Here is a 24,700-nt window from a genome sequence, read left to right as displayed (position 1 = left end):
GGCGCCCCTATCGAGCGCTTGAACCTAGCGAATGCAGAAAGGCCGCGGATCCGATCCGCGGCCTTTTTTCTTTTCTGACATCCGCACGTTCGCCGGCTTGCGCGCCGCGCTTTCCCTCTTCCCGAAGATCCCCCTGCCGCCCCTTACTCGTCGAGGATCGGAGACGCGCTCGGCGGCAGCTGGATTTCGTCGCGCCGCCGCAGGGCGAAATAGAGCTGGGCGCCCAGCAGCAGCACCGCCGTGAGCAGGAAGGCGAGACTGATGGGCCGGGTCACGAAGATGGAGAGGTCGCCGCGCGCCAGGAGCAGCGCCCTACGCAGGTTCTCCTCGAACCTCTGGCCCAGCACGAAACCCAGCAGTATGGGGGCCGGGTGGAAGCCGTGACGCAGCAGCACATGGCCGAATACGCCGATGGCCAACGTCGTACCCACCGAGAACATGTCGCTGCGGACGCTGTAGACGCCGATGCACACGAAGAAGAGGGCACTCGGATAAAGGTAGCGATAGGGGATCGAGAGCAGCTTCACCCACAGCCCGATCATCGGCATGTTCATCACCATCAACAGGATGTTGCCGATCCAGAAGCTGGCGATGAGGCCCCAGAAGATGTCCGGATGCTCGGTGATGAGTTGCGGTCCCGGCGTGATGCCCTGGATCACCAGCGCCCCGAGCAGGAGCGCCATCACCGCATCACCGGGAATGCCGAGGCTCATGGTGGGAATGAAGTCGCCCTGCACGGCAGCGTGTGTCGCAGCTTCCGGGGCGGCCACGCCCTGGATCGCTCCGTGACCGAACTCTTGCGGCCGGCGGGACACGCGCTTCTCAAGGCCATAGGCCATGAAGGACGCGATGGTGGGGCCGGTGCCGGGGATCATGGAACACAGGCTGCCCACGAGGGTCCCGCGCAGAGCGGGCACGATTGCCGTGCGAAGTTCCGATCGGCTGGGCCACAGGTCGGCGATCCGGATGCGCGTCGCCGAGGTCGAAACCGGGGCCACCGCGTTCACGCTCTTGAGAAATTCGGCCACGCCGAACAGCCCGAGCGCGAGCGCGACAATCTCAAGTCCGTCGTCCAGTTCGGGAAACCCGAAGGTGAAGCGCTGGAGACCGGTGTTGATGTCGGTTCCCATCGTTCCCAGGAGCAGGCCAAGGCATGTCATGGACATGCCCTTCAGCTTTGATCCGCGGGCCAGGGTCGAGCCCGCGAGCAGCCCCAGGAGCATCAGGGAAGAGATTTCCGCCGGGCCGAAGTTCAGGGCGATGCGCACCAGATAGGGTGCGAAGAACACCATCAGGACGATGCCGAAGGAGGCGCCGAGGAAGGAGGCCAGCATGGTCACGCCGAGTGCCGTGCCGCCCTTGCCCTTAAGCGTGAGCGGGTAGCCGTCGAGGCAGGTGACCGCGTGCGGGGGATGGCAGGGCAGGTTGAGCAGGATGGAGCAGATCGCTCCGCCGTACTGCGCGCCATAATAGATGCCCGCCAGCATGAGGATCGCGGCAACCGGCGGCATCGCGAAGGTCAGCGGCAGCAGCATGGAGATGGCTGTCATGACGCCCAGGCCGGGCAGCACGCCGACCACATTGCCGATGAACACGCCGGCGAGGCAGGCGGCGAAATTCTGGAGCTGGAACGCAACTCCGAAACCGTGGATCAGGCCGTCGATGGCTTCCATGGCAAGATCCTTCAGGAACCGAAATAGGGAAGGCCGACACGCAGGCCCCAGATGAACAACAGGGCTCCGGCCACGCTGATGACGGCGGCGAGCACAGCAGAGTTCAGCACCGTCATTTTCCGGTCGCCCATCGCGGCCGTGAACACGCAGGCGAATGTGCCGGGGACGAGGCCGAGGACCGGCGTCAGGACAATGAAGAGGACCATGCTGGCGACAATGGCCACATAGCCGCGCCAATCCACGGGCGCGTCCTGGGCCGCGTGTCCATGACCGGCCTCATGGTCCTGCGCCAGCGTGGCGGTGAACGCGATGGCAAGGCCCAGAACGACGAGCACGATGCCGAGCACGGTGGGAAAGAAGCCGGGGCCGATCCGGCTCAATGTCCCGATGCCGTATCGTGCTCCTGTCACCGCGGCGAAGGCCCCGATGCCCGCCATCAGGAGACCGGCGCGACGATCCCTCCAGATCTCCGAGGACCGCGGCTGATCCAGCCCCCCTCCCCCACCCGGCATGTTATTTTTATTTTGCATCTAACCTCACCTAACGTAATATATCTTATCCATTACTTTGAGTAACAATATACGTGCCGCGTACCTGGTAAATCCGGCGGGATACTCGGCAGGCCAAACCGACATGAATGTGTTGATCCGCCCGGCGCGCGGCTCGCATGACCGGAGGAGATCTCCGCGCAAAAAGATCGGGCGACGCTTTCGCGTCGCCCGCAAGTGAGGGAGCAAGGGGTCTCCCCCGGGAGGAACGGTCAGGCCGGGAGGCCGAGATTGAGAAAGGTTCCGCGCCCGCTCGCCACCAGCCTGCCGGAATGGTCTTCAACCCGCGCCTCGGAGCAGGAGAGGGTCTTGCCAAGCCGAACGAGCGTGCCCCGCGCGCGGAGCACCCCCACGGCGGCAGTGGCGTGATAATCCACACGCAGATCCACGGTCGTCTGAAGGCAACCCGTCGCGGTGATAACCGCGTAGATGGCTGCCGCATCGAGCAGGCTCGCCAGGACACCGCCGTGCACGATCTGACGCTCCGGCGTGGAAACGAACTCCTGCCGCGCCTCGAGTTCGAACACCACGCCGTCGGGCGACGCGGATACGGCGCGCAGCCCGAGCCAGGCGTTGAACGGCGTGCGATCGAGCCGCCCCTGGATTCTGGCGAGGTCGTGGAAAGCGCCTGTCACGGGGGCGTTCATTCGGCACTCGTGCATTGGTGGCGAAGGCATTGCAGTTGAGACGGAATCGAAGCCGGGGCGCGACACGCCCTTCTCTCCAAAGCGATCATGGGAAACTCCGAACGGCTTGGCCGAGCGATCGCCCGTTCCCCCGTCAGCGACGAATCCTCGGCGGCCCAGCCCGTTTCTGTCCACCTGCCAGCCAGCAAAACCCCATATGTGTGCTCTCGATGGAGAACAACTGGACCGCGGGCGAGTCTCGCAGGACCATGGTAGCACTCAGCCGACAGAACAAGTTCGGGGAAATGCTTCGATGGATCTGGTCGAAACGCTCGAAGGCGGTGTCGCGACACTGCGCCTGAACCGTCCCGAGGCCGCAAACGCCCTCTCCCTCGCCATGTTCGACGGCCTCATCGAGGCGATCCCTCGCCTTGGACGTGATCCGAACGTGCGAGCCATCGTCATCACCGGAACCGGGCGGGCCTTCTGTGCCGGCGGCGACGTGAAGGCCATGCAGGGGCGCACCGGCACCCTGGAGGAGCGCTACGATGAACTCCAGCGCAAGCACGGCTCGATCCTCGCCCTCAGCCAGTGCCCGAAGGTGACGATCGCCGCCATCAACGGGGCCGCGGCAGGCGCGGGACTGGTGCTCGCCCTCGCGTGCGATCTGAGGATTGCCACACAGAGCGCGCGTTTTGTGACGAGCTTCGCCAACGTGGGCTTCGCCGGGGACTTCGGCGGCTCTTTCTTCCTGTCGCGGCTGGTCGGCCCTCTCAAGGCGCAGGAGCTTTATCTCCTGTCCGAAAAGATCGATGCGCAGGAGGCGCTACGGATCGGGCTGCTCACGCGGGTTGTTCCGGACGAGGCGTTCTCGGACGAGATCGCGCGCCTTGCCACCCGAATGGCCTCCGGCCCCACGGCCGCCTATCGCTACATGAAGCGCAATTTCGAGATCGCCCGGGCCGGCACGCTCCCGGAAGTCCTCGCCGCGGAGGCGCAGCACCAGATCCGCCTCACCCAGACGGCCGACCATGCGGAGGCGGTGGCGGCCTTCCGCGAGAAACGCGCGCCCGTGTTCACCGGCGCATGATGTGCCCCCCGGTAGGAAGCCGCGCGACATGAGCTGGGAACCCGAGATCGACGAGCTGGAGCACCGCCGCGTCCTTGCCGAGCAGATGGGCGGCACGGAGCGGGTGGAGCGCCAACACCGGGCCGGCCGTCTCACGGTGCGCGAGCGCATCGAGAGCCTGCTCGACCGTGGCAGCTTCCGCGAGATCGGATCCCTCGCCGGCAAGGCGCAGTACGACGCCGAGGGCCAGCTCTCCGGCTTCACCCCGGCCAATTGCGTCTTCGGCCGCGGCAAGGTGATGCGACGCCCGGTCGTCGTCTCCGGCGACGATTTCACGGTGGCAGGCGGTTCGGCGGATGCCGCCATCTGGGACAAGTTCAAGATGGCGGAAACCATGGCGCGCGAATATCGCATGCCATTGATCCGCCTTGTGGAAGGCTCCGGCGGCGGCGGCTCGGTTCGCTCCATCGAGAAGACCGGGTTTGCCAACCTTCCGGGCGGCCTTGGCGGGCAGTCGGGCGGCCTGCATCTGTGCTGCGCCACCCTCGCCGCGGTGCCCGTCGTCGGGCTGGCCCTCGGTCCGGTGGCCGGCCTCGGCGCCGCGCGGGTGAGCGTCAGCCATTTGTCGATCATGGTGCGCGAAAAGGCGCAGGTGTTCGTCGCCGGACCGCCGGTGGTCGAGAAGCTGGGCGAGAAGCGGACCAAGGAGGAACTCGGAGGCCACGCGATCCAGCTCGCGGCCGGCACCATCGACATGGCGGCTGACGACGAGGAGGAGGCCTTCGCGCTCACGCGCCGCTTCCTCTCCTACCTGCCCGATTCCGTCTGGGAGCTGCCGCCGCGGGGGCCATGCCGCGACAGCCCCAATCGCGCATGCGATGAGCTGGCTGCGATCGTCCCGCGCGACCCGCGCCACGCCTACCTCATGCGTCGGGTGATCGATCGCGTGGTGGACCGTGGCAGCTTCTTCGAGATGGGCCCGGCGTTCGGACGCTCCGTGATCACGGGGCTCGCGCGCCTCGACGGGTGGCCGGTCGCGCTCATGGCGGGGGACCCCCTGCATTCCGGCGGCGCCTGGACCGCCGCGAGCGCCCAGAAAATCATGCGTTTCGTCGATCTCGCCGAGACATTCCACCTGCCGGTGGTGCATCTCGTGGACTGCCCGGGCTTCGTGGTGGGGCTCGAAGCGGAGAAGGCCGGCACCATGCGCCACGCCGTGCGCGCGCTCGCCGCCATCCACCAGTCCACCGTCCCGTGGTGTTCGGTGCTGATCCGCAACGTCTATGGTGTCGGCGGCGGCGCGCACCAGCCGCAGACCCATCACGTCATGCGCTTCGCCTGGCCATCCGGGCGCTGGGGCTCCTTGCCCATGGAAGGGGGCATTGAGGCGGCCTATCGGGCCGAACTGGCGGAGGCGGAGGACCCGGACGCGCGGCGCGCGGAAATCACCGCCCGGCTGGAGCGCCTTCGGTCTCCCTTCCGCACGGCAGAGGCGTTCGGCGTGGATGAGATCATCGATCCCCGTGACACCCGCCGGCTGCTGTGCGAGTTCGCCGGCATCGCCGCCCCGCTTCGCAAGGCCGGAGAGACACGCTTTCCCATCCGGCCATGAGGGGGGGGCACGCCCTTTGGCCCGCTGGACGTCAGGCTTCGGCGGGCGGCGCCAGGGCAAGCATGAGGTTCACGAGCAACGCGCCGCGCTGCGCCGCCCGTCGCTCGACAGGCACGTCCGACAGGCGGGCCTCGACCAATTCCGAGATTCGGGCACGGGTGGGCGCATCAAGCACCGGCGTGCCGAGGTCGTCCCAGCGGCGCTGGATCCCCGCCGCGTAGCTTTCGAGAAAGCGGGTCATCCCGCCCTTGCCGCCGGACAGGTGATAGCTCTCGAACGGTCCGGAGATGGCCCATTTACGACCCGGCCCTTCGACGACCGCGCGGTCGATGTCCTCCACCGAGGCGACGCCTTCCAGAAGGAGATTGACCGCCTCTCGCCACAGCGCCGTCGCCAGACGGTTCCCGATATGGCCGAAGATCTCCCGGCTGAGCCGCACGGGCATCTTTCCCCAACAGGTGTAGGTGGCCATCGCCGCATCCACGGCGGCCGGATCGGTTCGCGCGCCACCCACCACCTCGACGAGGCACATGAGGTGGGTGGGCGTGAAGGGATGGCCGAGAACGCAGCGCTCCGGATGCCGGCACCCCGCCTGCATGTCGGTCATGGACAAGGACGACGTGCTGCTGGCGATGAGCACATCGGGCGCCACGCATCCGTCGATGCGGGCGTAGAGCTCTGCCTTGAGGGCTGCATTCTCGGCGGCATTTTCCTGCACGAAGTCGCAGCCAGCGAGCGCCTCCTCCAGCGAAGTGAAGACCTCAAGGCGCGCGCGGTCGGCGCCGGGCGCAAGGCCCAGGCGCTCAAGGTCCGGCCACAGGGCGTCGATCTCCGCGCGCAGTTCGTTCCCTGCCTCCGGCCGGCGGAGCCAGGCGCGGACGCAAAGCCCGCGTCCAAGCAAGAAGGCCGCCCAGCCCGCGCCCACGTATCCGCCGGCCACGAGGCCCACGGTCTTGATTTCCGCGCCGGCGCGGTATGTGCCCATGGCTCTCGTCTCCGTTGACTGCCGAGGCGGCGTGCGGGGCACGGCCTATTCGCGCTTGATGCCGTTCAACTTGACGAGCTCGCGAAACGTGGCGACCTCGTCGGCGACGAAGGCCTGCGCCTGCGCCGCCGTGCCGCCCGCCACGGTGAGGCCGAGTTTCTCCATGCGCTCGCGGAAGGCGGGCTGCGCCACAACGGCGTTCAGCGCGCCATTGAGTTTCGCGATGATATCGCCGGGTGTCCCCTTCGGGACGACCAGTACAGTCCAGGAATAGGAGGCATAATCCTGCCACCCCGTCTGCTCGGCCACGGTCGGCAGGTCCGGATAGCTCAGGCTACGCTGCGGCCCTCCGGACGCCAGGAGCTTCAGCTTGCCTTCGCGCACGAAGGCATCGGCGGCCTGGGGGGTGAGATAGGCGATATCGATCTGGCTGGTGAGCAACGCCGGGACAATCGGCGCCTCACCGGGATAGGGAATGTGGAGCATCTTCGCGCCGCCGAGCCGCGCCAGTTCCTCGTGATGGATCTGGTTGAGGCTCGCCACGCCCACCGAACCGAAGGTCACCTTGCCCGGATTGGCCTTGGCGTAGGACAGCAGATCCTTCAGCGTCTTCTGCGGCAGGTCCGGGCGCGCGGCGAGCACGAAGTCGGCGGTGTAGAACTTGCCGACGACATCGAGGTCTCGGGTGGGGATGTAGGATGGGTTCGGATCAAGATAGGGCGTGATGGCCGTCGCCCCGACTCCCGCGAGACCGACGGTGTAGCCGTCGGGCTTCGCCTTCGCCACCGCATCCATGCCGATCATGCCGGCGCCGCCGACCTTGTTCTCCACCACCACCTGCTGCTTCAGGAGCTTCGTCAGATCCGCGGCGAGCAGGCGAGCCGCCACGTCGGTGGCGCCGCCCGGCGCGAAGCCGACGATGAGCCGCACGGGCCTGTCAGGGTAGGAGGTTTGGGCCGTGGCGCTGCCGCATGCGAACAGAGCGACAGCGACCGCAACGAAAAGCCTCAGCATCGGCGAACTCCCGCTATGGTGTCGGAGCATGTTGAAGAGACGCCTTCATTCCCGGCGGATGCCGGTCTCGGCTTCGATCTTCCTGTATTTCTCGATCTCGGCGGCGACGAACCTGCGCGCGTCGTCGACATTCCCGCCCAGGATGAGCAGGCCAAGACTGGCGAACCGTTCGCGCGTCTGCGGCTTGGCCAGCGCCGTATTGACGGCTTCGTTCAGCCTGCGCAGGACATCCGGCGGCGTGCCCTTGGCGGTCACCAGGATGTTCCAGGTGTAGCAGTCATAGTCCGCGAAGCCGGTGATCTCGGCCACTGTCGGCAGATCGGGCATGGTCGCGATGCGCTTGGGACCGCCGGCCGCGAGCGCGCGGACCTTGCCGCTGGTGACGAACCCCTGCCCCCCGGCGAAGGTCAGGAAGGCGATATCGATCTGCCCGGAAAGGAGCGCGGTGATGAGCTGGGAGTCCCCGGCATAGGGAACGTGCAGCATCTTCACGCCCGCTCGGCGTGCGAGGTTCTCGAGACCGAAATGGATCGGCCCCGCGACTCCTGTCGATCCGTACGACACTTGGCCGGGATTGGCCTTGGCATAGGCGAGCAGTTCAGGAAGCGTCTTCGGGCCGAAGTCGGGGCGCGAGACGAGGACCACATCGATGGCCGTCAACGCTGCGATGGTGTCCAGATCGCGGACCGGATCGTAGGGCAGGCGCGGGTCGATCATGGGGATGATGGCCGTCGGCCCCACGCCGCTGAGGCCGATGGTGTAGCCGTCCGGCTTCGCCTTGGCGACGAGGTCGATGCCGGTCGTGCCCGCCGCCCCCGGCTTGTTCTCCACGATGAACTGCTGCTTGAACGTCGTGCTCAGGTCATCGGCGAGAACGCGGGCGGTGACATCGGTCGAGCCTCCCGGCGCGAAGGGAACGACAATTCGAACCGGCCGGTCCGGAAAGCCCTGCGCCCAGGCCGGCAACACGGCCGGCACGCAGCAGAGTCCGGCCGCGATCAAGGTGGCGAACCTCCGACCCATGGGTGTCTCCCTCGTCCCGCCTCTGGATGGGCTGGTACGGAATTTGGGGGCTCGACAGGCCGTGAAGGTCAATCGTGGGGCGGTTGATCACACGCATATGCGCATTCCGCATGGTCCCGGCGGGTGACACATGCGTGTTCATCCTCGGCGTCCCTGCGTTCCCGGTTGATCGCGAGCAGCGAGCGCCGTTCTGTGGTGTGGCGGAATCGAAAGGCGAAGAAGGCGAGGCCGTTCGCAGCTCAGGTGCGGCGCGGTCTATCGCCTGCGACGCGTCCAACTCAACGCGGCCGGGCACTTCGCCCCGCCGCACGTAGCGACAGAACAGTGAGATCCGGGGCCCTCCATGTCCGAAGCCATGCCATTGAACCACGACGAAGAGACTCCGGCGCAGGGTCCGCTCGCCGGCATCCGGGTTCTCGACCTGACCGTGAACGTGCTCGGCCCCGTCTCGACCCAAATCCTCGGCGACATGGGCGCCGACGTCATCAAGATCGAGGCGCCCGAAGGCGACTACACGCGCTTCGTGGGTCCTTCACGCAGCGAAGGCATGGGGACCTTCTTCCTCAACATCAATCGCAACAAGCGCTCCGTGGTGCTCGACCTCAAGCAGCCGGAGAGCCGGGCAACACTGCTCGAACTGGCAGAGACCGCCGATGTCTTCGTCCATTCCATGCGGCTTGGGGCAGCGCGCCGCCTCGGCATCGACTATGAAACGGTGTCCGCGCGCAACCCGCGGATCGTCTACGCCTCGGCCGGCGGCTACCGGCAGGGGTCGTCGCGCGCCGAATGGCCCGCCTTCGACGACGTGATCCAGGGCGTGAGCGGCATTGCCGCGCTGAACGGCCAGGCGACCGGCGAGCCCCGCTATTTCCCGACCGTGATCTGCGACAAGCTGTGCGGCTACGTGCTGGCGTCCTCCATCGGCATGGCTCTCTATGCGCGTGAGCGCACCGGCCTCGGCCAGGAGGTGCATGTCCCGATGATGGAGACCATGGTCGGATTCAACATGCTGGAGCATCTGTGGGCGGGCGTCCTCGACCAGCCGGAGCTCGGCCTTGGCTACAGCCGTATGCTGACCCAGCATCGCCGGCCCTACCGCACGCTGGACGGCTACATCTGCCTTCTGGCCAACACCGACGAGCAATGGCGGCGCATGTTCCGGGCGATCGATCGGCAGGACCTCCTCGGCGATCCCAGGTTCACCGAGATCGCTCCCCGCTCCCGGAACATCGATACGCTCTATGGCATCCTGACCGAGGCGATGGCGACGCGCACGACGGAAGACTGGCGCCAGCGGCTCGATGCCGCCGACATTCCCAACGGGCCGGTGATGACCCTGGAGCAGATCTACAACGACCCCTACCTCGCGGAGACCGACTTCTTTCACCGCGTGGAGCATCCCACCGAGGGGCGGTTCGTGACGATGGCCGTGCCCACGCACTTCTCCCGCACCCCCGCCGGCGTGCGCCGCCTGCCGCCGCGGCTCGGCGAGCATACGCAGCAGGTCATCGATCAGCTTCGGTCGGAGCGAAGTGTTGCGGCCGCCGAAATGCAAGCGCCCCCCGCCAGGGAATCGTCGGCGGCAGGCTGAGAGGAATTCAGGATGCGCGGCGCGCCCGCCCGATGCGGGAGGCGAGCCGTGCGCCTTCATTCGCGCTTGATGTCGTTGAGCCGGACGATGTCCTGGAACCGCTTCGCCTCCGACCGGACGAAGGCAGCCGTGTCCGCGAGGCTCCCGCCCATGGCGACCAGCCCCAGCTTCGCCAGCCGGGACTGGACTTCGGGGTCCGCCAGAATCTTGGTCGTCGCCGCGTTGAGGCGCGCCGTCACATCCTCCGGCATGCCCTTCGGCCCGATCAGCATCGTCCAGGTATGGGCGCTGTAGTCGGGCCAGCCCATGACCTCCGAGATGGTCGGCATGTCAGGCAAGGCGGCCACCCGCCCGGGTCCGCCGGACGCAAGCCCCAGGATTTTCCCCTCCTTGATCAGGCCCGTGGCGGACGCCGGGGTGATGAACGCGATGTCCACCTGCCCGGTCATGAGGGCCGGCATGATCGGGGCTTCTCCGGTGTAGGGGACATGGAGCATCCGGGCGCCCGAGCGGCGCGCCATCTCCTCATGCAGGGCATGGTTGACGCTCGCGATCCCGACCGTGCCATAGCTCGGCTCGCGCGTGTCCGTCTTCGCCGCAGCCAGGAACGCGGCAAGTGTCTTCTGAGGCAGATCAGGTCGCGCGCAGAGGATGAACGGAGCGTCGTAGACCGGGGTTATGAATTCCAGATCCCGTTCCGGACGAAACGGCGACTTGGGGTCAAGGTAGGGCACCACCACGAGCGGCGTGCCCGGCGAAACCCCTAGCGTGTAGCCATCGGGCTTCGACTTGGCGACGGCGTCCACGCCGATCATCCCGGACGCACCGGGCTTGTTCTCGACGACGAATGTCTGATTGAAGGCCTTCGACAGCTCGGATCCGATGAGCCGAGCCACCACATCCGTGGCGCCGCCGGCCGCGAACGGAACGATCAGGCGGACCGGGCGATCCGGATAGCTCGACTGCGCGGCCGCAGGCCCGACCAACAATAGCGCCGCGACGGCGCAGCCCAGGATTTCGCGCATATTTTCCCCGTTCATGATGACCCCGGCAGCGTGGATTTCTGCGGCCCGGGCCCAAAATCCAAGCATGCGCGCCCAACGCCGGGTCAATCGGCAAGAAAAGATCGCACGCACATGTGGATTGAGTGGCGATTTCCTCGCCGCCGCCATGGGGCACAAGCTCCACATATGCGCGGAATGGCCTGACGACGTGGCCGCTGCGAATCCGCTCCGCTAAGCAATTTGGGAACGGTATTCGCCCCGGATCATGCCGGCCTTCGCGGCGCGGCGGTTCAGGTCCGGGACGTTGCGCCGACGGGCGGGAGGACGGCAGTGAGCGGGTGGTTGAACGAAGATCAGATCCAGGTGCAGGACCTCGTGCGCCGGGTTGCTCGCGAGCGGGTTGCGTCCCGAGCGCAGGAGATCGACCTCACGGCCGAATATCCCCATGACATGTTCGATCTCATCCGCGAGCTCGGGCTCTTCACCTTGCCCTTTCCTCCCGAATATGGCGGGAGCGGCAGCATGTTGTCGGCCTGCGTCGCGGTCGAGGAGCTGGGGCGCGTCTGCTACAACACGGCCTATCTCCTCGTCGTTCAGTGGGTTCCGATCGGCGCGATCCTCGCCGGCGGCACGCCGGAGCAGAAGCAGAAGTATCTGCCGGGCCTCGCCTCCGGCGATCTGCGCGGTGCGCTGTCCCTCACCGAGCCGCAGAGCGGCTCGGACGTGGCCGGCATCCGTACCCGCGCCAAGCGGGACGGCCAGGGCTGGCGGCTGAGCGGATCGAAGATCTGGTGCACCAATTCCGGCATGGCCGACTTCGTGCTCGTCGCCGCCCGCACCGGCGAGGACGATCAGCGCGGCAAGATCAACCTCTTCATCGTCGAAAAGGGAACCCCCGGTTTCGAGGTCGGGCGCAAGGAAGACAAGATCGGCGCACGCGGCGTGCCATCGCACGCCCTCTTCTTCGACAATTGCTACCTGCCCGCGGAAGCGATGCTCGGCGATGAAGAGACGGGATTCCGCGTCGCTATGGCAGCCCTCAACGACTCGCGCCCCATCATCGGCGCGCGGGGCGTCGGTCTCGCCCAGGGCGCGATCGACCACACCATCGAGTTCATCAAGTCGCGCCGGGCGTTCGGGCAGGCGGTCTCGGACTTCCAGGGCGTGCGCTGGATGATCGCCGATATGGTGATCCAGACCCAGGCGTCACGGAACCTCGTCTATGAGGCGGCGGCGGCGGTCGACGCCGGCGTGAAGGGCAAGGCCCTCGCCCAGCTGGCAGCCATCTCGAAGTGCCACGCTACCGACACCGCCATGAAGGTCGCGACCGACGCCGTGCAATTGTTCGGCGCGGCGGGTGTGTCCAACGAATATCCGATCAACAGATACTTCCGCGACGCGAAGGTGCTCCAGATCATCGAAGGCACCAACCAGATCCAGCGCAACATCGTCGCCCGCAACGTGCTCGACTGAGCAAGCGGCACGACTTCAGCAGATTTCGAAGGAGAGAGCGAAAATGGACGTCCTTGGCCTCGGACTTTACTATGAAGACCTTCCGGTGGGGCACAGCTTCAAGACCATCGGCCGCACCATCACCGAGACCGACATCATCAATTTCGTCACCTGCACAGGCATGACGGAAGTGCTGTTCACCGATTTCGAATTCCAGGCGAAGGAATCCGACATCAGGGGCCGCGTGGCGCCCGGCGCCCTGGTCTTCACCTTCATGGAGGGGCTTCTGACCCAGTGCTCCATGCAGCACACCGGCTTCGCCTTCCTCAACATGGATCTGGAGGTCAAAGGGCCCTCGATCGCCGGCGACACCATTCATGTGGAGGTCGAAGTCATCGAGTCCCGCCGCTCGAAATCCCGCCCCAACCGCGGCATCGTGCGTACGCGCAACGTGGTTCGGAACCAGCGCGGGGAGGTGGTGATGATCTACACGCCGGCCCGCATGGTGAAGGCCCGCACCGATGGCCGGGAGCAGGCTGCATGAGCGCTCTGCCGCTGGAAGGCATCCGCGTGCTCGACCTGTCGCGGATACTGGCTGGCCCCTGGGCAGGCCAGTATCTTGCCGATCTCGGCGCGGAGGTCATCAAGATCGAGCGTGCCGGAAAGGGCGACGACGCGCGCTATTTCGGCCCGCCTTATCTCCCCGACGAGAGCGGCGCACCCACCAGCGAGAGCTTCTTCCACCTGAGCTGCAACCGCGGAAAGAAGTCGGTGACCGCCGACCTTGCGTCTCCCGAGGGGCAGGAGATCATCCGTACCATCGCTAGCGACTGCGATGTCGTGATCGAGAACTTCAAGGTGGGCGACCTTGCCCGCTACGGGCTCGACTATGCGTCCCTGCGCGAAGTCAACCCAAGGCTTGTCTATTGCTCGTTGACCGGCTTCGGCCAGACCGGACCCTACCGCAAGCGGCCGGGCTATGATGCCGTGTTCCAGGGCATGAGCGGCCTCATGAGCGTCACCGGCCTGCCGGACGGCGAGCCCGGCGGCGGCCCCATGAAAGTGGGGCCCTCCATCGCCGACATCGTCACCGGCCTGAACGCGGTGATCGGAATTCTCGCGGCCCTGCGCCATCGCGACCACAATGGCGGGGAGGGACAGCAGATCGATCTCTCCCTGTTCGAATCCATGGTCGCCGCGCTCTCGCACTATGCGCAGATCTTCCTCACCTCGGGCGTGCCGCCCTTCCGCAGGGGGACGCAGGGCAATGGCGGCGTTCCCTCGCAGATGTTCCGCTGCGCCGACAGCGGCATCATGCTCACCGCCGGCAACGACGCGCAGTTCCATCGTCTGTGCGAGGCGATCGGCCACCCGCAGATGGCTCGTGATCCCAGGTTCAGCAACAGCCTGGCGCGCATCAGCAACCGGGCGGCGCTGTCCGCCGAGCTTGAAGCGATCTTCGTGCAGAAGCCGGCCGCCCACTGGCTGGCCGTGCTGGAGGCGGCCGAAGTACCCGCCGGCCCGATCTATGATTTCAAGCAGGTCTTCGAGGACACCCACATCGTGTCCCGTGGGCTCAAGATCGAGGTGGACCACCCCTATAACGGGCGCACGGCGCTGATCGGCAGCCCCCTGCATTTCTCGAATACGCCCATCGACCGCTACGGGCCGCCTCCCCTCCTCGGCCAGCACACCGACGAGACCCTCGAACGCTACGGCTATGACGAGGCTCGCCGGGCCGAGCTGCGGCGCAAGGGCGTCATCTGACCCGGACCCGAGCTGCCGCCCGGACCTCCGAGCTGTAACGGAGCGCACGGCTTGGGCGCAGATCGTGTGCGGGGACAGCCCTGAAGCACCATGACCGCCAGACGCAGAGGCCCCTGCCAATGACTGACTGGCGCCGGGTTGCTGCACGATTGGAGGTGGGTTAATCGTTCTCAGGGCCTGCCCGGCCCGTCAACGCGCGTTGTCTTTCCCTTCAGGCGGTGGATACATCATGGTGATCGAAAGCGCACCGAAGTCCACGCTGAGGATTCTCGGGATTTTCGAGGTCATTTCGCAGACTCCCGACGGATTGACACTGGCGCGACTGAGCGTGCTGCTTGCATCTCCGAAAAGCAGCCTTCTGAACTTGCTGCGGCCATTGGTGGCACAAGATTACCTCTCATATATCCACGGCGTCTACACTCTGGGGCCGAGGGCCTTCAGCCTCGCCTCCAGCATCATCTCGACCCGCAGTCAGCCCTCCCTCATCCGCCAGTTCGCGCACGATCTGGCGGCGGCGACGCGCGAAACCGTCATCGTTGCGGTGCTCGATCGCGCCGCCGCCCTCGCCGCCTATGTGGACGTGATCGAGAGCCCCCAGCTGGTTCGCTATTCGGTCCCGGCCGGCGTCACGCGCCCGCTCTACTGCTCCGCGGCCGGCCGCCTCCTGCTGGCCTTCCAGCCTGAAGACTGGCGTGAAGCCTATTTCAAGAACGCCGACCTCAAGCCGCTCACGGCCCGCACCGTGACGAAGGTGCCCGAGCTGCGAAAGATCATCGCCGAGATCCGGCGCACCGGCGTCGCCTTCAGCTCGAACGAAGCCGTGGAAGGGGCCGCGGGGGTCGCCGTGCCCGTGCGCGACGCCGAAGGCGCGGTGGTGGCGGCTCTTCTTGTCGCCGCTCCCGCCGCGCGTGCCGAGCAGAACCGGGCGCTCCTTCGCCAGGAAGCCGTTCTCGCCGCCAGCCGCGCCTCGCAGGCGCTCGGACATCGCGAAGTCGAAGCCGTCGCCTGATCCGCCTGCCCGGCAGGGCCGCAAAAGGATCGCCCAGCCCATCCGCGCATGAGCGCATATGTGTCGCTTGGAGCCTGGGCACGCACGTCCTCTTGGCATCTTCGACGAGGGCCGACACAACAAAAGCCCGACGCTCCGCCACCCGTGCGGTGCCGCGCTGTGAGGCTCGCGATGGATCTGTCCTTCTCCCACGAAGAGATTGCTTTCCGCGACGAGGTCCGCGCCTTCATCCGCGACAACCTGCCGGCCGACATCCGCGCCAAGGCCGGCCGCGTCGCCCATTTCGACAAGGCGGACGTGGTCGCCTGGCACAGGATCCTGGACGCGCGGGGCTGGGCGGCCTCCCACTGGCCGCGCGAGCACGGGGGACCGGGGTTCAGTCCCGTCCAGCGCTACATTTTCATGGAGGAGATGCTGCGGGCTCCGACGCCCGAGCCTTTGTCCTTCAACATCAACATGGTGGGGCCGGTCGTCTACACCTTCGGCTCGGACGCGCAGAAGGCGCGATTTCTCTCCCGCATCCGCAGCCTCGACTGGTGGTTCTGTCAGGGCTTCTCTGAACCCGGTGCGGGTTCGGATCTCGCCGCGCTTCGCACGTCGGCGCGCCGGGAAGGCGACGAATACATCGTCAATGGCCAGAAGATCTGGACCTCAACTGCGCACGTCGCCGACTGGATGTTCTGCCTGGTCCGCACCGATGCGGCGGCGAAGAAGCAGGAGGGCATTTCATTCCTGCTGATCGACATGCGCACGCCGGGCATCACCGTACGGCCCATCATCACCATCGACGGCGCGCATCATACCAACGAGGTCTTTCTCGACGATGTGCGCGTGCCTGTGGCGAACCGCATCGGCGCGGAAAACAGAGGCTGGGACTACGCAAAGTTCCTGCTCGGCAACGAGCGCACCGGCATCGCCCGTGTCGGCCTGTCCCAGGGTCGCGTCAGCCGGGCCGTCTCCCTAGCGTGCGGGATTGAAGGGCTGGATGGCCCGCTCACCGACGATCATGGGTTTCGCCGTCGCGTGATCGAGCTGGAGATCGAGCTGAAGGCGCTGGAGATCACCGCCTTGCGGATCATCGATCGGCAGCGGCGGCGTAACGACGGGCGTCCCGATCCCGCGTCCTCGGTGCTCAAACTGCGGGGGGCGGAGACCCAGCAGGCAAGCGCGCAGCTTCTGCTGGACGTCGCGGGCCGGCTCGGGGCTCCTCTCGATGCCGATCTCGCCGCGCTGGGCGGGGGCTTCGCGGAGGCGCAGGGCGCGGCGGCGATCCATCTGGGTGCCCGCGCGGCGACGATCTACGGCGGATCGAGCGAAATCCAGAAGAACATCATCGCCAAGGGCATCCTCGGCCTCTAGCTGGCACACGTGGAAGCAGTCCATGAACCTCGAATATTCCACTGAGCAGACATTGCTTGCCGACAGCGTGGAGCGCCTGCTGTCGCAGCGCCGGGCGACCGACCGCCGGGCCATCTGGGCCGCGTGTGCGGAACTCGGCCTCCTCGCCCTGCCCTTCCCCGAAGACATGGGCGGCCTTGCGGGTGGAAACGTGGAGGCTCAGATCGTGATGGAGGCCGTGGGTCGGCACCTCGCAGACGTGCCCTACATCGGGTGCGCGGTGGGGCCGGGCGCGATCCTGGGTCTTTGCCCCGAGACGTTGCGCCTTCGGGAACTTGTGGCGGCAATCGCGGAAGGGTCCCGCACGGCCTGCCTCGCGCATGAGGAGGAACATGCGCGCTACCGGCTCGCCCATGTCGAGACCCGGGCGGAAAGGACCGCCTCCGGCTTCGTGCTGAACGGGAAGAAGACCGGCATCGCGACCATCGACGGGGTGGACGAGCTGATCGTCAGCGCCCGCCTTTCCGGTGCGGCGGGGGACGAGACCGGGATCGCCCTGTTCCTGGTCCCGGCCGACCTGCCGGGTGTCCGGATGCGGACCTTTCCCGCCTTCGACGGGACGACCCTCGCCATCGTTGGGCTTTCGGACGTCGCGCTCCCGCCGGATGCCCTGCTGGCCTCGGACAAGGGCGCCCTCGCGGCACTGGACCGAGCCGAAGCCGCTTCGCTTTCCGCCGTCTGCGGCGAGGCGGTGGGCATCCTGGAAGCGATGCTCGACGAGACCGTGGCCTATCTCAAGACCCGCCAGCAGTTCGGTGGGCCGATCGGCCGCTTCCAGGCCCTGCAGCACCGCGCTGCCGAAATGTATGTGGCGCTGGAGCAGGCGCGCAGCATGGCGCTGCTCGCTGCGGTGAGCGTCGATCTGCCGGACCGGGAAGAGCGCTGGCGCATGCTGGCGGCGGCAAAGGTCCAGATCAACGCATCGCTGCGGTTCGTGGGGCAGCAGGCGGTGCAATTGCACGGCGGGATCGGCGTGACCGAAGAATGCCGCGTCGGCCGGTGCTTCAAGCGCACGGCCATGATCGAACGCGCGTTTGGCGACACATTTCACCACCTCGCAGTCCTCGACCGTCTCGGCGGCCTCGAAGGACGACTGCCCCGAACCGCGCCTGCGCAGGCCAACGGCCGAGCCGCGTGATGTCTGCCTCGATTATGGATGCCCCAACATGTTCGTGACTGACCTCCTGAAGACCAAGAAGATCCTCGTGACGGGCGGCGGTTCCGGCCTGGGAAAGAGCTTCGCCGCGCGGCTTGCGGAACTGGGAGCCGAACTGGTGATCTGCGGCCGGCGGGCCGATGTGCTGGAGACGACCGCGGAGGAGCTGCGGCGCGCATCCGGGGCGAAGGTCGCCACCGCCATCTGCGACATCCGCGATGCCGGGGCGGTCGACGAGATGTTCACGCGCATCTGGAGCGAAGGCCCTCTCGACGCCCTCATCAACAATGCCGCCGGAAACTTCATCGCACGCACCGAGACCCTGTCGCCGCGTGCCATCGATGCCGTCCTCGATATCGTGCTGCACGGGTCCTTCTATTGCTCGGTGGCCGCCGGAAAGCGCTGGATCGCGGAAGGACGCGGCGGCAGCATCCTGTCCATTGTGTCGTCGGCGGCCAATTCCGGCCGGGCCTTCACCGTGCCCTCGGCCGCGGCCAAGGCCGGCGTGCTGGCCATGATGAAGAGCCTCGCGGTGGAATGGGGGCCGCACGGCATCCGCACCGTCTCGGTCGCCCCCGGCCTTTTCCCGACCAAGGCGGCCTGGAGCCAGCTCTATCCCGACGGCTCGAAGCTGTTGTCCGAGGAGATGGAGGTGCCGCTGCGCCGCACCGGACAGCACGAGGAAATCGCGAACCTCGTCGCCTATCTGCTCAGCGACGGAGCCTCCTACATCAACGGCGACTGCATCACCATCGATGGCGGTCGCGACCTCCAGAATGGCGGCGGAAGCGGCGTGATGGGATTGTTCTCCTGGACGCCCGAGCGCTGGGACGCATTCCGCGCCAACAGCCGCGGCTGACGCGAGCGGGCACGCGCCTGTCGTGCGGGTGCCCGGAAATCCTCTTGTCCCAAGGAGCGAAGATGAAGATCCTGGTGCCCGTTAAGCGGGTGGTGGATTACAACGTTAAGGTCCGGCTGAAGTCTGACGGGTCGGGCGTGGAGCTGGCCAACGTCAAGATGTCCATGAACCCGTTCGACGAGATCGCGGTGGAAGAGGCGCTGCGCCTCAAGGAAGCCGGCAAGGCGACCGAGGTGATTGCGGTGTCCATCGGACCGGCCCAGGCCTCCGAGACCCTGCGCACGGCGCTGGCCATGGGCGCCGACCGCGGCATCCTGGTGAAGACCGACGGCGTGGTCGAGCCGCTCGCCGTGGCCAAGATCCTCAAGGGCGTGGTGGGCGAGGAAGCCCCCGGCCTCGTGATCCTCGGCAAGCAGGCCATCGACGACGACTGCAACCAGACCGGCCAGATGCTGGCGGCGCTCCTGGGCTGGCCTCAGGCCACCTTCGCCTCCAAGGTCGTGGTGGAGGACGGCGGCGCGCTCGTCACCCGCGAGATCGACGGCGGCCTGCAGACCCTCAAGCTCAACGGCCCGGCCATCGTCACGACGGACCTGCGCCTCAACGAGCCGCGCTACGCCTCGCTCCCCAACATCATGAAGGCGAAGAAGAAGCCCATCGCCGAGAAGACGCCGGCCGATTACGGCGTCGACGTCGCCCCCCGGCTCGAGGTGCTGAAGACCGCCGAGCCGGCCGGCCGCAAGGCGGGCGTGAAGGTGGGCTCGGTGGCCGAGCTGGTGGCGAAGCTCAAGGATGAGGCGGGGGTGATCTGATGGCCGTTCTGCTCATTGCCGAACACGACAATTCGGCCCTCAACGGCGTCACCGCCAAGGCCCTCACCGCCGCCGCCGCCATGGGCGCGCCGGTGCATGTGCTGGTCGCCGGCCAGAATGCCAAGGGCGTGGCCGAGGCCGCCGCGAAGCTCTCGGGCGTCGAGAAGGTGCTGCTGGCCGACGACGCGCTCTATGCGCACCGTCTCGCCGAGCCGCTGGCGGCGCTGCTCGTCTCGCTGGCCGGGTCCTACGACGCCATCGTCGGCCCCTCCACCGCCAGCGCCAAGAACGTGCTGCCGCGCGTCGCCGCGCTCTTGGACGTGATGCAGGTGTCCGACATCATCAAGGTGGTCGCGCCCGACACGTTCGAGCGGCCCATCTATGCCGGCAACGCCATCCAGACGGTGAAGTCCAACGACGCCAAGAAGGTGGTGACGGTGCGCACCGCCTCCTTCGCCGCCACGCCCGAAGGCGGCTCGGCCGCCATCGAGAGCGTTGGCGCGGCGTCCGACCCGGCGCTCTCCACCTTCGTGGAAGAGAGCATCGCCGCTTCCGACCGTCCCGAGCTGACCGCCGCGAAGATCATCGTGTCGGGTGGCCGCGCGGTGGGCTCGCGGGAGAAGTTCGCCGAGCTGATCGAGCCTCTGGCCGACGCGCTGGGCGCGGCGGTGGGCGCCTCGCGCGCCGCGGTGGATGCGGGCTATGCCCCGAACGACTGGCAGGTGGGCCAGACCGGCAAGGTCGTCGCCCCCGAGCTCTACGTCGCCCTCGGCATCTCCGGCGCCATCCAGCATCTCGCCGGCATGAAGGACTCCAAGGTCATCGTCGCCGTCAACAAGGACGAGGAAGCCCCCATCTTCCAGGTGGCGGACTACGGCCTCGTCGGCGATATCAACACCGTCATCCCTGAACTCAAGGCGGAAATCGCCAAGGTTAAGGGATAGGATCCGAGATTGCCGGGCGGGAGGCCTGTTCCGTCCGGCGCTCGGCAGGCGCCGAAGGAGCGGGAGGTCAGCCCGCTCCCCCGGGGACTGAACACCTCAGGCGCGCGGTCGGCCGCCTCGTCCCTGCTCCACCGCCCCCGCAAGGGAAAATCGCACGCTGGTGTTGATGCCCCCCCTCGGCTTGTCCCAGGGCGCATCTCCCGTGAACACTGACACCAACGCCAAACAGAACCAGGGGAAGACGATGAGATTGCGCCATTGCCTCTATGCAGGCCTCGCTCTTGCGGCGTCGACGCTCCTCGTCCACGAAACGCAGGCTCAGGAAGCCATCCGCGTGCCGATGATGACGCCGCTCACCGGATCGATCGCGGTGCTGGGACAGGATTCCAAGAAGGCCGCGGAGGTTGCCCAGGAAACGATCAATGCGGCAGGCGGCATCGGCGGCCGGCCTCTCCAGCTCGAAATCGTGGACACGCAGGGCCGGCCCGAGATCGCGCGGCGCGAGATGGAGCGGCTGACGCGCGAGGGGCGGGCACCGGTCGTCCTCGCCTGCGACATCAGCGCCGGCACGTCGGGCGCCGCGCAGTACGCAGAATCCGCGCAGGTTCCCCTGCTCAACGGTTCGGCGGTCTCGGCCGATATCCTGGCCCGCGGCTACAAATGGTATTTCTCCCACCAGATGAGCAGCGACGACGAGGCGGCCACCGCATTCGCCTACATGAAGACCGCCACCGGCACAAAGCCTCTCGCCGACCGCCGGATCGCTCTGCTCTATGAGGACAGCCCCCGCGGCGCGGGCACCGGCGAGCGCCTTCGCAAGCTCATGGATGCCAATGGCGTGAAGGTCGTCAGCGAGACCACCTACAACCGTGCCGACCGCAACCTGCTGCCTGTGATGCGCAAGGTTCAGGACAGCACGCCCGAGCTCGTCGTCTGGATCGGCTATACCGAGGATGTGGTGGCCGGGATGAAGGCGGCCCGCCAGCTCGACTTCAAACCCTACGTGCTCGGCATCGGCGGCGGCATGGGCGACCCGCGCCTCCCGGAACTCGTTGACCCCGCCATCATCGAGCAGCTTCACGTCGCGAACGTCGACTACTTCAATCCCGACATCAAGCGCGCCGCCGCATTCCGCGAGGCCTATTTGAAGAAGTTCGGTGCCGAGCCGTCGAGCTATGCCGGCACCTGCTACGCCGCCATCTTCACGCTGAAGGCCGCGCTCGAATCGGCTCTCAAGGCCTCCCCGGACCTGACCACCACCTCGATGCGCGACGCTTTCCGCAAGCTCGACATTCCCGGCGACCAAACAGTGACGTCCTTCCGCTCCATCCGCTTCGATCCGGCGAACGGCCGGAACCTCGGCGCCGAGGATCTCGTGGCGGCCTGGGTCGACGGCAAGCGCAAGGTCACCGTCTTCCCTCCGAGCATTGCCGTCGGCAAGCCCGTCATGTTGCCCTGAACGAGCAAGCCAGCGCATGTCTTTCGCAACCCTCCTCCAGGCCGTCGTTTCCGGCCTGCTGCTCGGCGGCATCTATGCACTCGTCGCAATGTCGCTGGCGCTCGTCTTCGGCGTGATGCGAGTGCTGAATTTCGCCCACGGCGACCTCCTGATGGCCGGCATGTACGGCATCGTCGTCCTCAACCAGGCGTTCGGGATCAACCCGTACGCCGCCATCGTCCTCGTGGCTCCCGTTCTCGCCCTGATTGGCATCGCCGTTTATTTCGTGCTGATCCGGCGGGTGCTCGGCGCCGGTCCCCTGATGCAGGCGCAGGTGACGCTCGGACTGTCCTTTGCCATCCAGAGCACCGCGCTTCTGGTGTTCGGCGCAGACCTTCTGAACGTGCGCACGTCGCTTGACGGCGCGGCGTTCCGGGTTGCGGGCGTGGTGATCGGGACGCCGGAGCTGATCGGGTTCCTCATCTCGATCGTCGTTTGTGCCGCGCTCACCTGGTTCATCCTCAGCACGGAATTCGGCCGCCGCCTGAGGGCGGTGGCTCAGGACCCGACGATGGCCATTCTCTGCGGCATTCCTGTCCGCTCGGTCCAGATGATGGTGTTCGTCGGGTGCACGGCGCTTCTCGCCGTGCCGGCAGGATGCCTCATGGCCTTCTCACAGCTCACGCCGACGGCCGGCATCCAGTACAGCCTGCTGTCGCTGATGGTCGTGGTGCTCGGCGGCCTCGGCGACTTGCGGGGGGCGTTCGTCGGTGGTCTCCTGATCGGCATCGTCGAAGCCGTGACCAGCGCGCTCTTCAACAATCCCGCGGCGCCCGGCATCATCTACCTGGTGTTCGGCCTCGCTCTCCTGGCCCGTCCCCGTGGCCTGTTCGGACGCGGGAGCGAAGCATGAACAGTCTCTCCCGCTTCACCCGCAGCCAGACAGCGGCGGCCCTCGTCGCCATGTGGCTCGCCATCGCCGCGGCCGCGGTGTTCCTGGACGGCTACTGGATCGGCATCATGGTCGGCCTGCTCGGCTGGATCCTGCTGGCGGCATCCTGGAACATGGTCGGCGGCCTGCTCGGCCAAGTCTCGTTCGGACATTCGGCCTTCTTCGGGCTGGGCGCCTACACCGCCGTGTATCTCGCAACCGCCCACGGCGTGAGCCCCTGGCTTGGCATGCTGGTCGGGGGCCTGCTCGCGGCCGGGTTTTCGATGATCGTGGGGTATCTGCCATTCCGCCGCGGCCTCAGCCCCCTCGTCTTCTCGCTCCTGACGCTGGCGTCGTCCTATGTCCTGCTCTTCGCGGTCAGCGGCATCCCGGCGCTGGGCGGAACCAATGGCCTGTTTCCCCCGGCGGTGGGGCAGTCCGTGTGGGACATGCGCTTCAACAGCCCGGTGAGCTATCTCCTCCTTGCCGGCGCCCTGACGACCTTCGCCCTGGCCACCATCCAGATCCTCTATTCGGGTCGGCTCGGCTTCTACTGGCGTGCCATCCATGACAGCGAAGCCGCCGCCGGCGCCATCGGCATCAACACGATGGCGGTCAAGCTGTTCACGTTCGCGGTCAGCGCCTTCTTCGCGGCGATGGCCGGCACCTTCAGCGCCCAGCACACTGGGTTCATCGATCCCCAATCGGTGTTTGGCGTCGAGATCACCATCTATCTTCTTCTCTTCGCTGTCGTCGGCGGCGCAGGCAGCTTGCTCGGGCCAGTGCTTGGCCCGCTGGTGCTGGTGCCGGCGGGCGAGTATCTGCGGACGGCTCTTGCAAGTGCAGGGGGATCGAGCGCGCATCATCTCATCTATGGTGTCGCGCTGATGCTCGCCATTCTGAGCTTCCCCGGCGGCCTCGTCTCCGGCCTCAGACGCTTCGGCCTGACGCGTGGCGCGCTCTCGGTACCAGACCTCGCACCTGCGGCGGGTTCCGCTCCTGACGTTAACCGCACCAAGGCCGCCGACGGCCGCGTGATCCTGACGGCAAGCAGCGTGTCGAAGAATTTCGGTGGCGTCTTTGCGGTGCGGGACGTATCTATCGAGGTGCGGTCGGGTGAGATCCTGGGCATCATCGGACCGAACGGCGCGGGCAAGACAACCCTGTTCTCGCTGCTCGCCGGGTCCCTCAAGCCCACGAGCGGCAGCATCACCTTCGACGGGCGGGAAATCGCCGGCCTTCCGCCGCATGAAATCTGCCGCGCCGGCATCGGGCGCACGTTCCAGATCACCCGCGCCTTTCCCACGCTGACCGTTGCCGAAACGGTCTATGCGGCGGCCTTGGTCGGACGGTCGGAGGCGGATGCAGCGGCCATCGCGGGCTCCGTCCTGTCGCTGACGCGCCTCGACCAGTATCGCGACATGGCGAGCGCGGATGTTACGCTCGCGGTGCAGCGTCGCCTCGAGATCGCGCGCGCGCTCGCCACCTGCCCCCGCCTCATCCTCCTCGACGAGATCATGGCCGGGCTGACCCCGCGCGAGATCAACGACGCCATCGAGCTGATCCGCAGCATCCGGGACTTGGGCGTGACGGTCATTTTCATCGAACATCACATCCGCGCGGTGATGGCCCTGTCGGACCGGATCATCGTGCTAGATGCGGGAGAGCTCATAGCCGAAGGGGTGCCGAGCGACGTGGCCCGCAATCCCCGCGTCGTGGAAGCCTACCTTGGCAGTCCGGCCGAGGAGCCGGCTTCTCCCCCGCTCGATAAGGTCAAGGCACGATGACG

At 66.8% G+C, this 24,700-nt stretch carries 22 protein-coding genes; 15 read left to right on the top strand and 7 right to left on the bottom strand.

Translation table 11 applies throughout. The features are described from left to right. Positions 1-143: 143 nt before the first annotated feature. From EJ105_RS15095 to EJ105_RS15085, 3 genes are all read right to left on the bottom strand, one after another. Entirely contained in the window at positions 144-1,673 is a 1,530-nt protein-coding gene (locus EJ105_RS15095) for a tripartite tricarboxylate transporter permease (RefSeq protein WP_250166996.1), read from the bottom strand. Between the two features lie 11 nt (positions 1,674-1,684). Beyond that, complete coding sequence (locus EJ105_RS15090; protein ID WP_250166995.1) at positions 1,685-2,110, bottom strand: tripartite tricarboxylate transporter TctB family protein; 426 nt, start codon at positions 2,108-2,110, stop codon at positions 1,685-1,687. A gap of 323 nt (positions 2,111-2,433) precedes the next feature. Then, positions 2,434-2,868: a PaaI family thioesterase gene (locus EJ105_RS15085; RefSeq protein ID WP_250166994.1), complete on the bottom strand. Its 435-nt coding sequence runs from the start codon at positions 2,866-2,868 to the stop codon at positions 2,434-2,436. A gap of 292 nt (positions 2,869-3,160) precedes the next feature. Between EJ105_RS15085 and EJ105_RS15080 the strand changes: the two genes are divergently transcribed. Beyond that, the gene (locus EJ105_RS15080) at positions 3,161-3,937 is read left to right on the top strand and encodes an enoyl-CoA hydratase-related protein (RefSeq protein WP_250166993.1); all 777 of its coding nucleotides are present in this window, start codon (positions 3,161-3,163) and stop codon (positions 3,935-3,937) included. A 28-nt stretch (positions 3,938-3,965) separates the two neighbouring features. Then, the gene (locus EJ105_RS15075) at positions 3,966-5,528 is read left to right on the top strand and encodes an acyl-CoA carboxylase subunit beta (protein WP_250166992.1); all 1,563 of its coding nucleotides are present in this window, start codon (positions 3,966-3,968) and stop codon (positions 5,526-5,528) included. A gap of 31 nt (positions 5,529-5,559) precedes the next feature. On the opposite strand, the gene EJ105_RS15070 is transcribed toward EJ105_RS15075, so the two are convergent. The 3 genes from EJ105_RS15070 to EJ105_RS15060 form a co-directional block, all read right to left on the bottom strand. Then, on the bottom strand, positions 5,560-6,513 hold the full coding sequence (locus EJ105_RS15070) for a 3-hydroxyacyl-CoA dehydrogenase NAD-binding domain-containing protein (RefSeq protein ID WP_250166991.1): 954 nt from the start codon (positions 6,511-6,513) through the stop codon (positions 5,560-5,562). 45 nt (positions 6,514-6,558) lie between these two features. Then, positions 6,559-7,443, bottom strand: a complete 885-nt coding sequence (locus EJ105_RS15065) for a Bug family tripartite tricarboxylate transporter substrate binding protein (RefSeq protein WP_250166990.1) — start codon at positions 7,441-7,443, stop codon at positions 6,559-6,561. A 129-nt stretch (positions 7,444-7,572) separates the two neighbouring features. Beyond that, a complete protein-coding gene (locus EJ105_RS15060; RefSeq protein WP_250166989.1) occupies positions 7,573-8,550 on the bottom strand; it encodes a Bug family tripartite tricarboxylate transporter substrate binding protein in 978 nt (325 codons plus the stop codon). A 343-nt stretch (positions 8,551-8,893) separates the two neighbouring features. Between EJ105_RS15060 and EJ105_RS15055 the strand changes: the two genes are divergently transcribed. Further along, a complete protein-coding gene (locus EJ105_RS15055) occupies positions 8,894-10,141 on the top strand; it encodes a CaiB/BaiF CoA transferase family protein (protein WP_250166988.1) in 1,248 nt (415 codons plus the stop codon). Positions 10,142-10,197: 56 nt separating this feature from the next. On the opposite strand, the gene EJ105_RS15050 is transcribed toward EJ105_RS15055, so the two are convergent. Next, positions 10,198-11,181 carry a Bug family tripartite tricarboxylate transporter substrate binding protein gene (locus tag EJ105_RS15050; protein ID WP_250166987.1) on the bottom strand — a complete coding sequence of 328 codons (984 nt, stop codon included), beginning with the start codon at positions 11,179-11,181 and terminating at the stop codon, positions 10,198-10,200. A gap of 306 nt (positions 11,182-11,487) precedes the next feature. Between EJ105_RS15050 and EJ105_RS15045 the strand changes: the two genes are divergently transcribed. From EJ105_RS15045 to EJ105_RS14990, 12 genes are all read left to right on the top strand, one after another. Further along, the gene (locus EJ105_RS15045) at positions 11,488-12,618 is read left to right on the top strand and encodes an acyl-CoA dehydrogenase family protein (protein ID WP_250166986.1); all 1,131 of its coding nucleotides are present in this window, start codon (positions 11,488-11,490) and stop codon (positions 12,616-12,618) included. Positions 12,619-12,661: 43 nt separating this feature from the next. Next, on the top strand, positions 12,662-13,141 hold the full coding sequence (locus EJ105_RS15040; RefSeq protein ID WP_250166985.1) for a MaoC family dehydratase: 480 nt from the start codon (positions 12,662-12,664) through the stop codon (positions 13,139-13,141). After that, entirely contained in the window at positions 13,138-14,364 is a 1,227-nt protein-coding gene (locus EJ105_RS15035; RefSeq protein ID WP_250166984.1) for a CaiB/BaiF CoA transferase family protein, read from the top strand. The genes EJ105_RS15040 and EJ105_RS15035 overlap by 4 nt, the downstream gene beginning before the upstream one ends. Before the next feature lie 229 nt (positions 14,365-14,593). Next, positions 14,594-15,373, top strand: coding sequence for an IclR family transcriptional regulator (locus EJ105_RS15030; protein ID WP_250166983.1), 780 nt, complete (start codon positions 14,594-14,596; stop codon positions 15,371-15,373). A gap of 171 nt (positions 15,374-15,544) precedes the next feature. Next, positions 15,545-16,732: an acyl-CoA dehydrogenase family protein gene (locus tag EJ105_RS15025; RefSeq protein WP_250166982.1), complete on the top strand. Its 1,188-nt coding sequence runs from the start codon at positions 15,545-15,547 to the stop codon at positions 16,730-16,732. Positions 16,733-16,754: 22 nt separating this feature from the next. Beyond that, a complete protein-coding gene (locus EJ105_RS15020; protein ID WP_250166981.1) occupies positions 16,755-17,909 on the top strand; it encodes an acyl-CoA dehydrogenase family protein in 1,155 nt (384 codons plus the stop codon). 28 nt (positions 17,910-17,937) lie between these two features. Continuing rightward, on the top strand, positions 17,938-18,786 hold the full coding sequence (locus tag EJ105_RS15015; protein ID WP_250166980.1) for an SDR family oxidoreductase: 849 nt from the start codon (positions 17,938-17,940) through the stop codon (positions 18,784-18,786). A 62-nt stretch (positions 18,787-18,848) separates the two neighbouring features. Beyond that, complete coding sequence (locus EJ105_RS15010) at positions 18,849-19,598, top strand: electron transfer flavoprotein subunit beta/FixA family protein (protein WP_250166979.1); 750 nt, start codon at positions 18,849-18,851, stop codon at positions 19,596-19,598. Beyond that, positions 19,598-20,542: an electron transfer flavoprotein subunit alpha/FixB family protein gene (locus tag EJ105_RS15005; RefSeq protein WP_250166978.1), complete on the top strand. Its 945-nt coding sequence runs from the start codon at positions 19,598-19,600 to the stop codon at positions 20,540-20,542. The genes EJ105_RS15010 and EJ105_RS15005 overlap by 1 nt, the downstream gene beginning before the upstream one ends. A 244-nt stretch (positions 20,543-20,786) precedes the next feature. Then, positions 20,787-22,001: an ABC transporter substrate-binding protein gene (locus tag EJ105_RS15000; protein ID WP_250166977.1), complete on the top strand. Its 1,215-nt coding sequence runs from the start codon at positions 20,787-20,789 to the stop codon at positions 21,999-22,001. 16 nt (positions 22,002-22,017) lie between these two features. Then, on the top strand, positions 22,018-22,893 hold the full coding sequence (locus tag EJ105_RS14995) for a branched-chain amino acid ABC transporter permease (protein ID WP_250166976.1): 876 nt from the start codon (positions 22,018-22,020) through the stop codon (positions 22,891-22,893). Then, a complete protein-coding gene (locus EJ105_RS14990) occupies positions 22,890-24,698 on the top strand; it encodes a branched-chain amino acid ABC transporter ATP-binding protein/permease (protein WP_250166975.1) in 1,809 nt (602 codons plus the stop codon). Before EJ105_RS14995 ends, EJ105_RS14990 begins: the two co-directional genes overlap by 4 nt. Positions 24,699-24,700: the final 2 nt, after the last annotated feature.

Origin of the sequence: Xanthobacter aminoxidans (assembly GCF_023571765.1) — a bacterium.
Lineage (GTDB): Bacteria > Pseudomonadota > Alphaproteobacteria > Rhizobiales > Xanthobacteraceae > Xanthobacter > Xanthobacter aminoxidans.
Note: the sequence above shows the minus strand (reverse complement) of the source record. Positions and strands in the feature narration are given on the sequence as shown.

Excerpts from the sequence above, each read along its gene's own strand:
- EJ105_RS15085 (WP_250166994.1), bottom strand. The coding sequence starts at position 2,868 with ATGAACGCCCCCGTGACAGGCGCTTTCCACGACCTCGCCAGAATCCAG.
- EJ105_RS15010 (WP_250166979.1), top strand. The coding sequence starts at position 18,849 with ATGAAGATCCTGGTGCCCGTTAAGCGGGTGGTGGATTACAACGTTAAG.
- EJ105_RS15050 (WP_250166987.1), bottom strand. The coding sequence starts at position 11,181 with ATGAACGGGGAAAATATGCGCGAAATCCTGGGCTGCGCCGTCGCGGCG.
- EJ105_RS15035 (WP_250166984.1), top strand. The coding sequence starts at position 13,138 with ATGAGCGCTCTGCCGCTGGAAGGCATCCGCGTGCTCGACCTGTCGCGG.
- EJ105_RS15055 (WP_250166988.1), top strand. The coding sequence starts at position 8,894 with ATGTCCGAAGCCATGCCATTGAACCACGACGAAGAGACTCCGGCGCAG.
- EJ105_RS15005 (WP_250166978.1), top strand. The coding sequence starts at position 19,598 with ATGGCCGTTCTGCTCATTGCCGAACACGACAATTCGGCCCTCAACGGC.
- EJ105_RS15000 (WP_250166977.1), top strand. The coding sequence starts at position 20,787 with ATGAGATTGCGCCATTGCCTCTATGCAGGCCTCGCTCTTGCGGCGTCG.
- EJ105_RS15020 (WP_250166981.1), top strand. The coding sequence starts at position 16,755 with ATGAACCTCGAATATTCCACTGAGCAGACATTGCTTGCCGACAGCGTG.
- EJ105_RS15070 (WP_250166991.1), bottom strand. The coding sequence starts at position 6,513 with ATGGGCACATACCGCGCCGGCGCGGAAATCAAGACCGTGGGCCTCGTG.
- EJ105_RS15060 (WP_250166989.1), bottom strand. The coding sequence starts at position 8,550 with ATGGGTCGGAGGTTCGCCACCTTGATCGCGGCCGGACTCTGCTGCGTG.
- EJ105_RS14995 (WP_250166976.1), top strand. The coding sequence starts at position 22,018 with ATGTCTTTCGCAACCCTCCTCCAGGCCGTCGTTTCCGGCCTGCTGCTC.
- EJ105_RS14990 (WP_250166975.1), top strand. The coding sequence starts at position 22,890 with ATGAACAGTCTCTCCCGCTTCACCCGCAGCCAGACAGCGGCGGCCCTC.
- EJ105_RS15080 (WP_250166993.1), top strand. The coding sequence starts at position 3,161 with ATGGATCTGGTCGAAACGCTCGAAGGCGGTGTCGCGACACTGCGCCTG.
- EJ105_RS15095 (WP_250166996.1), bottom strand. The coding sequence starts at position 1,673 with ATGGAAGCCATCGACGGCCTGATCCACGGTTTCGGAGTTGCGTTCCAG.
- EJ105_RS15015 (WP_250166980.1), top strand. The coding sequence starts at position 17,938 with ATGTTCGTGACTGACCTCCTGAAGACCAAGAAGATCCTCGTGACGGGC.
- EJ105_RS15030 (WP_250166983.1), top strand. The coding sequence starts at position 14,594 with ATGGTGATCGAAAGCGCACCGAAGTCCACGCTGAGGATTCTCGGGATT.
- EJ105_RS15090 (WP_250166995.1), bottom strand. The coding sequence starts at position 2,110 with ATGGCGGGCATCGGGGCCTTCGCCGCGGTGACAGGAGCACGATACGGC.
- EJ105_RS15075 (WP_250166992.1), top strand. The coding sequence starts at position 3,966 with ATGAGCTGGGAACCCGAGATCGACGAGCTGGAGCACCGCCGCGTCCTT.
- EJ105_RS15025 (WP_250166982.1), top strand. The coding sequence starts at position 15,545 with ATGGATCTGTCCTTCTCCCACGAAGAGATTGCTTTCCGCGACGAGGTC.
- EJ105_RS15040 (WP_250166985.1), top strand. The coding sequence starts at position 12,662 with ATGGACGTCCTTGGCCTCGGACTTTACTATGAAGACCTTCCGGTGGGG.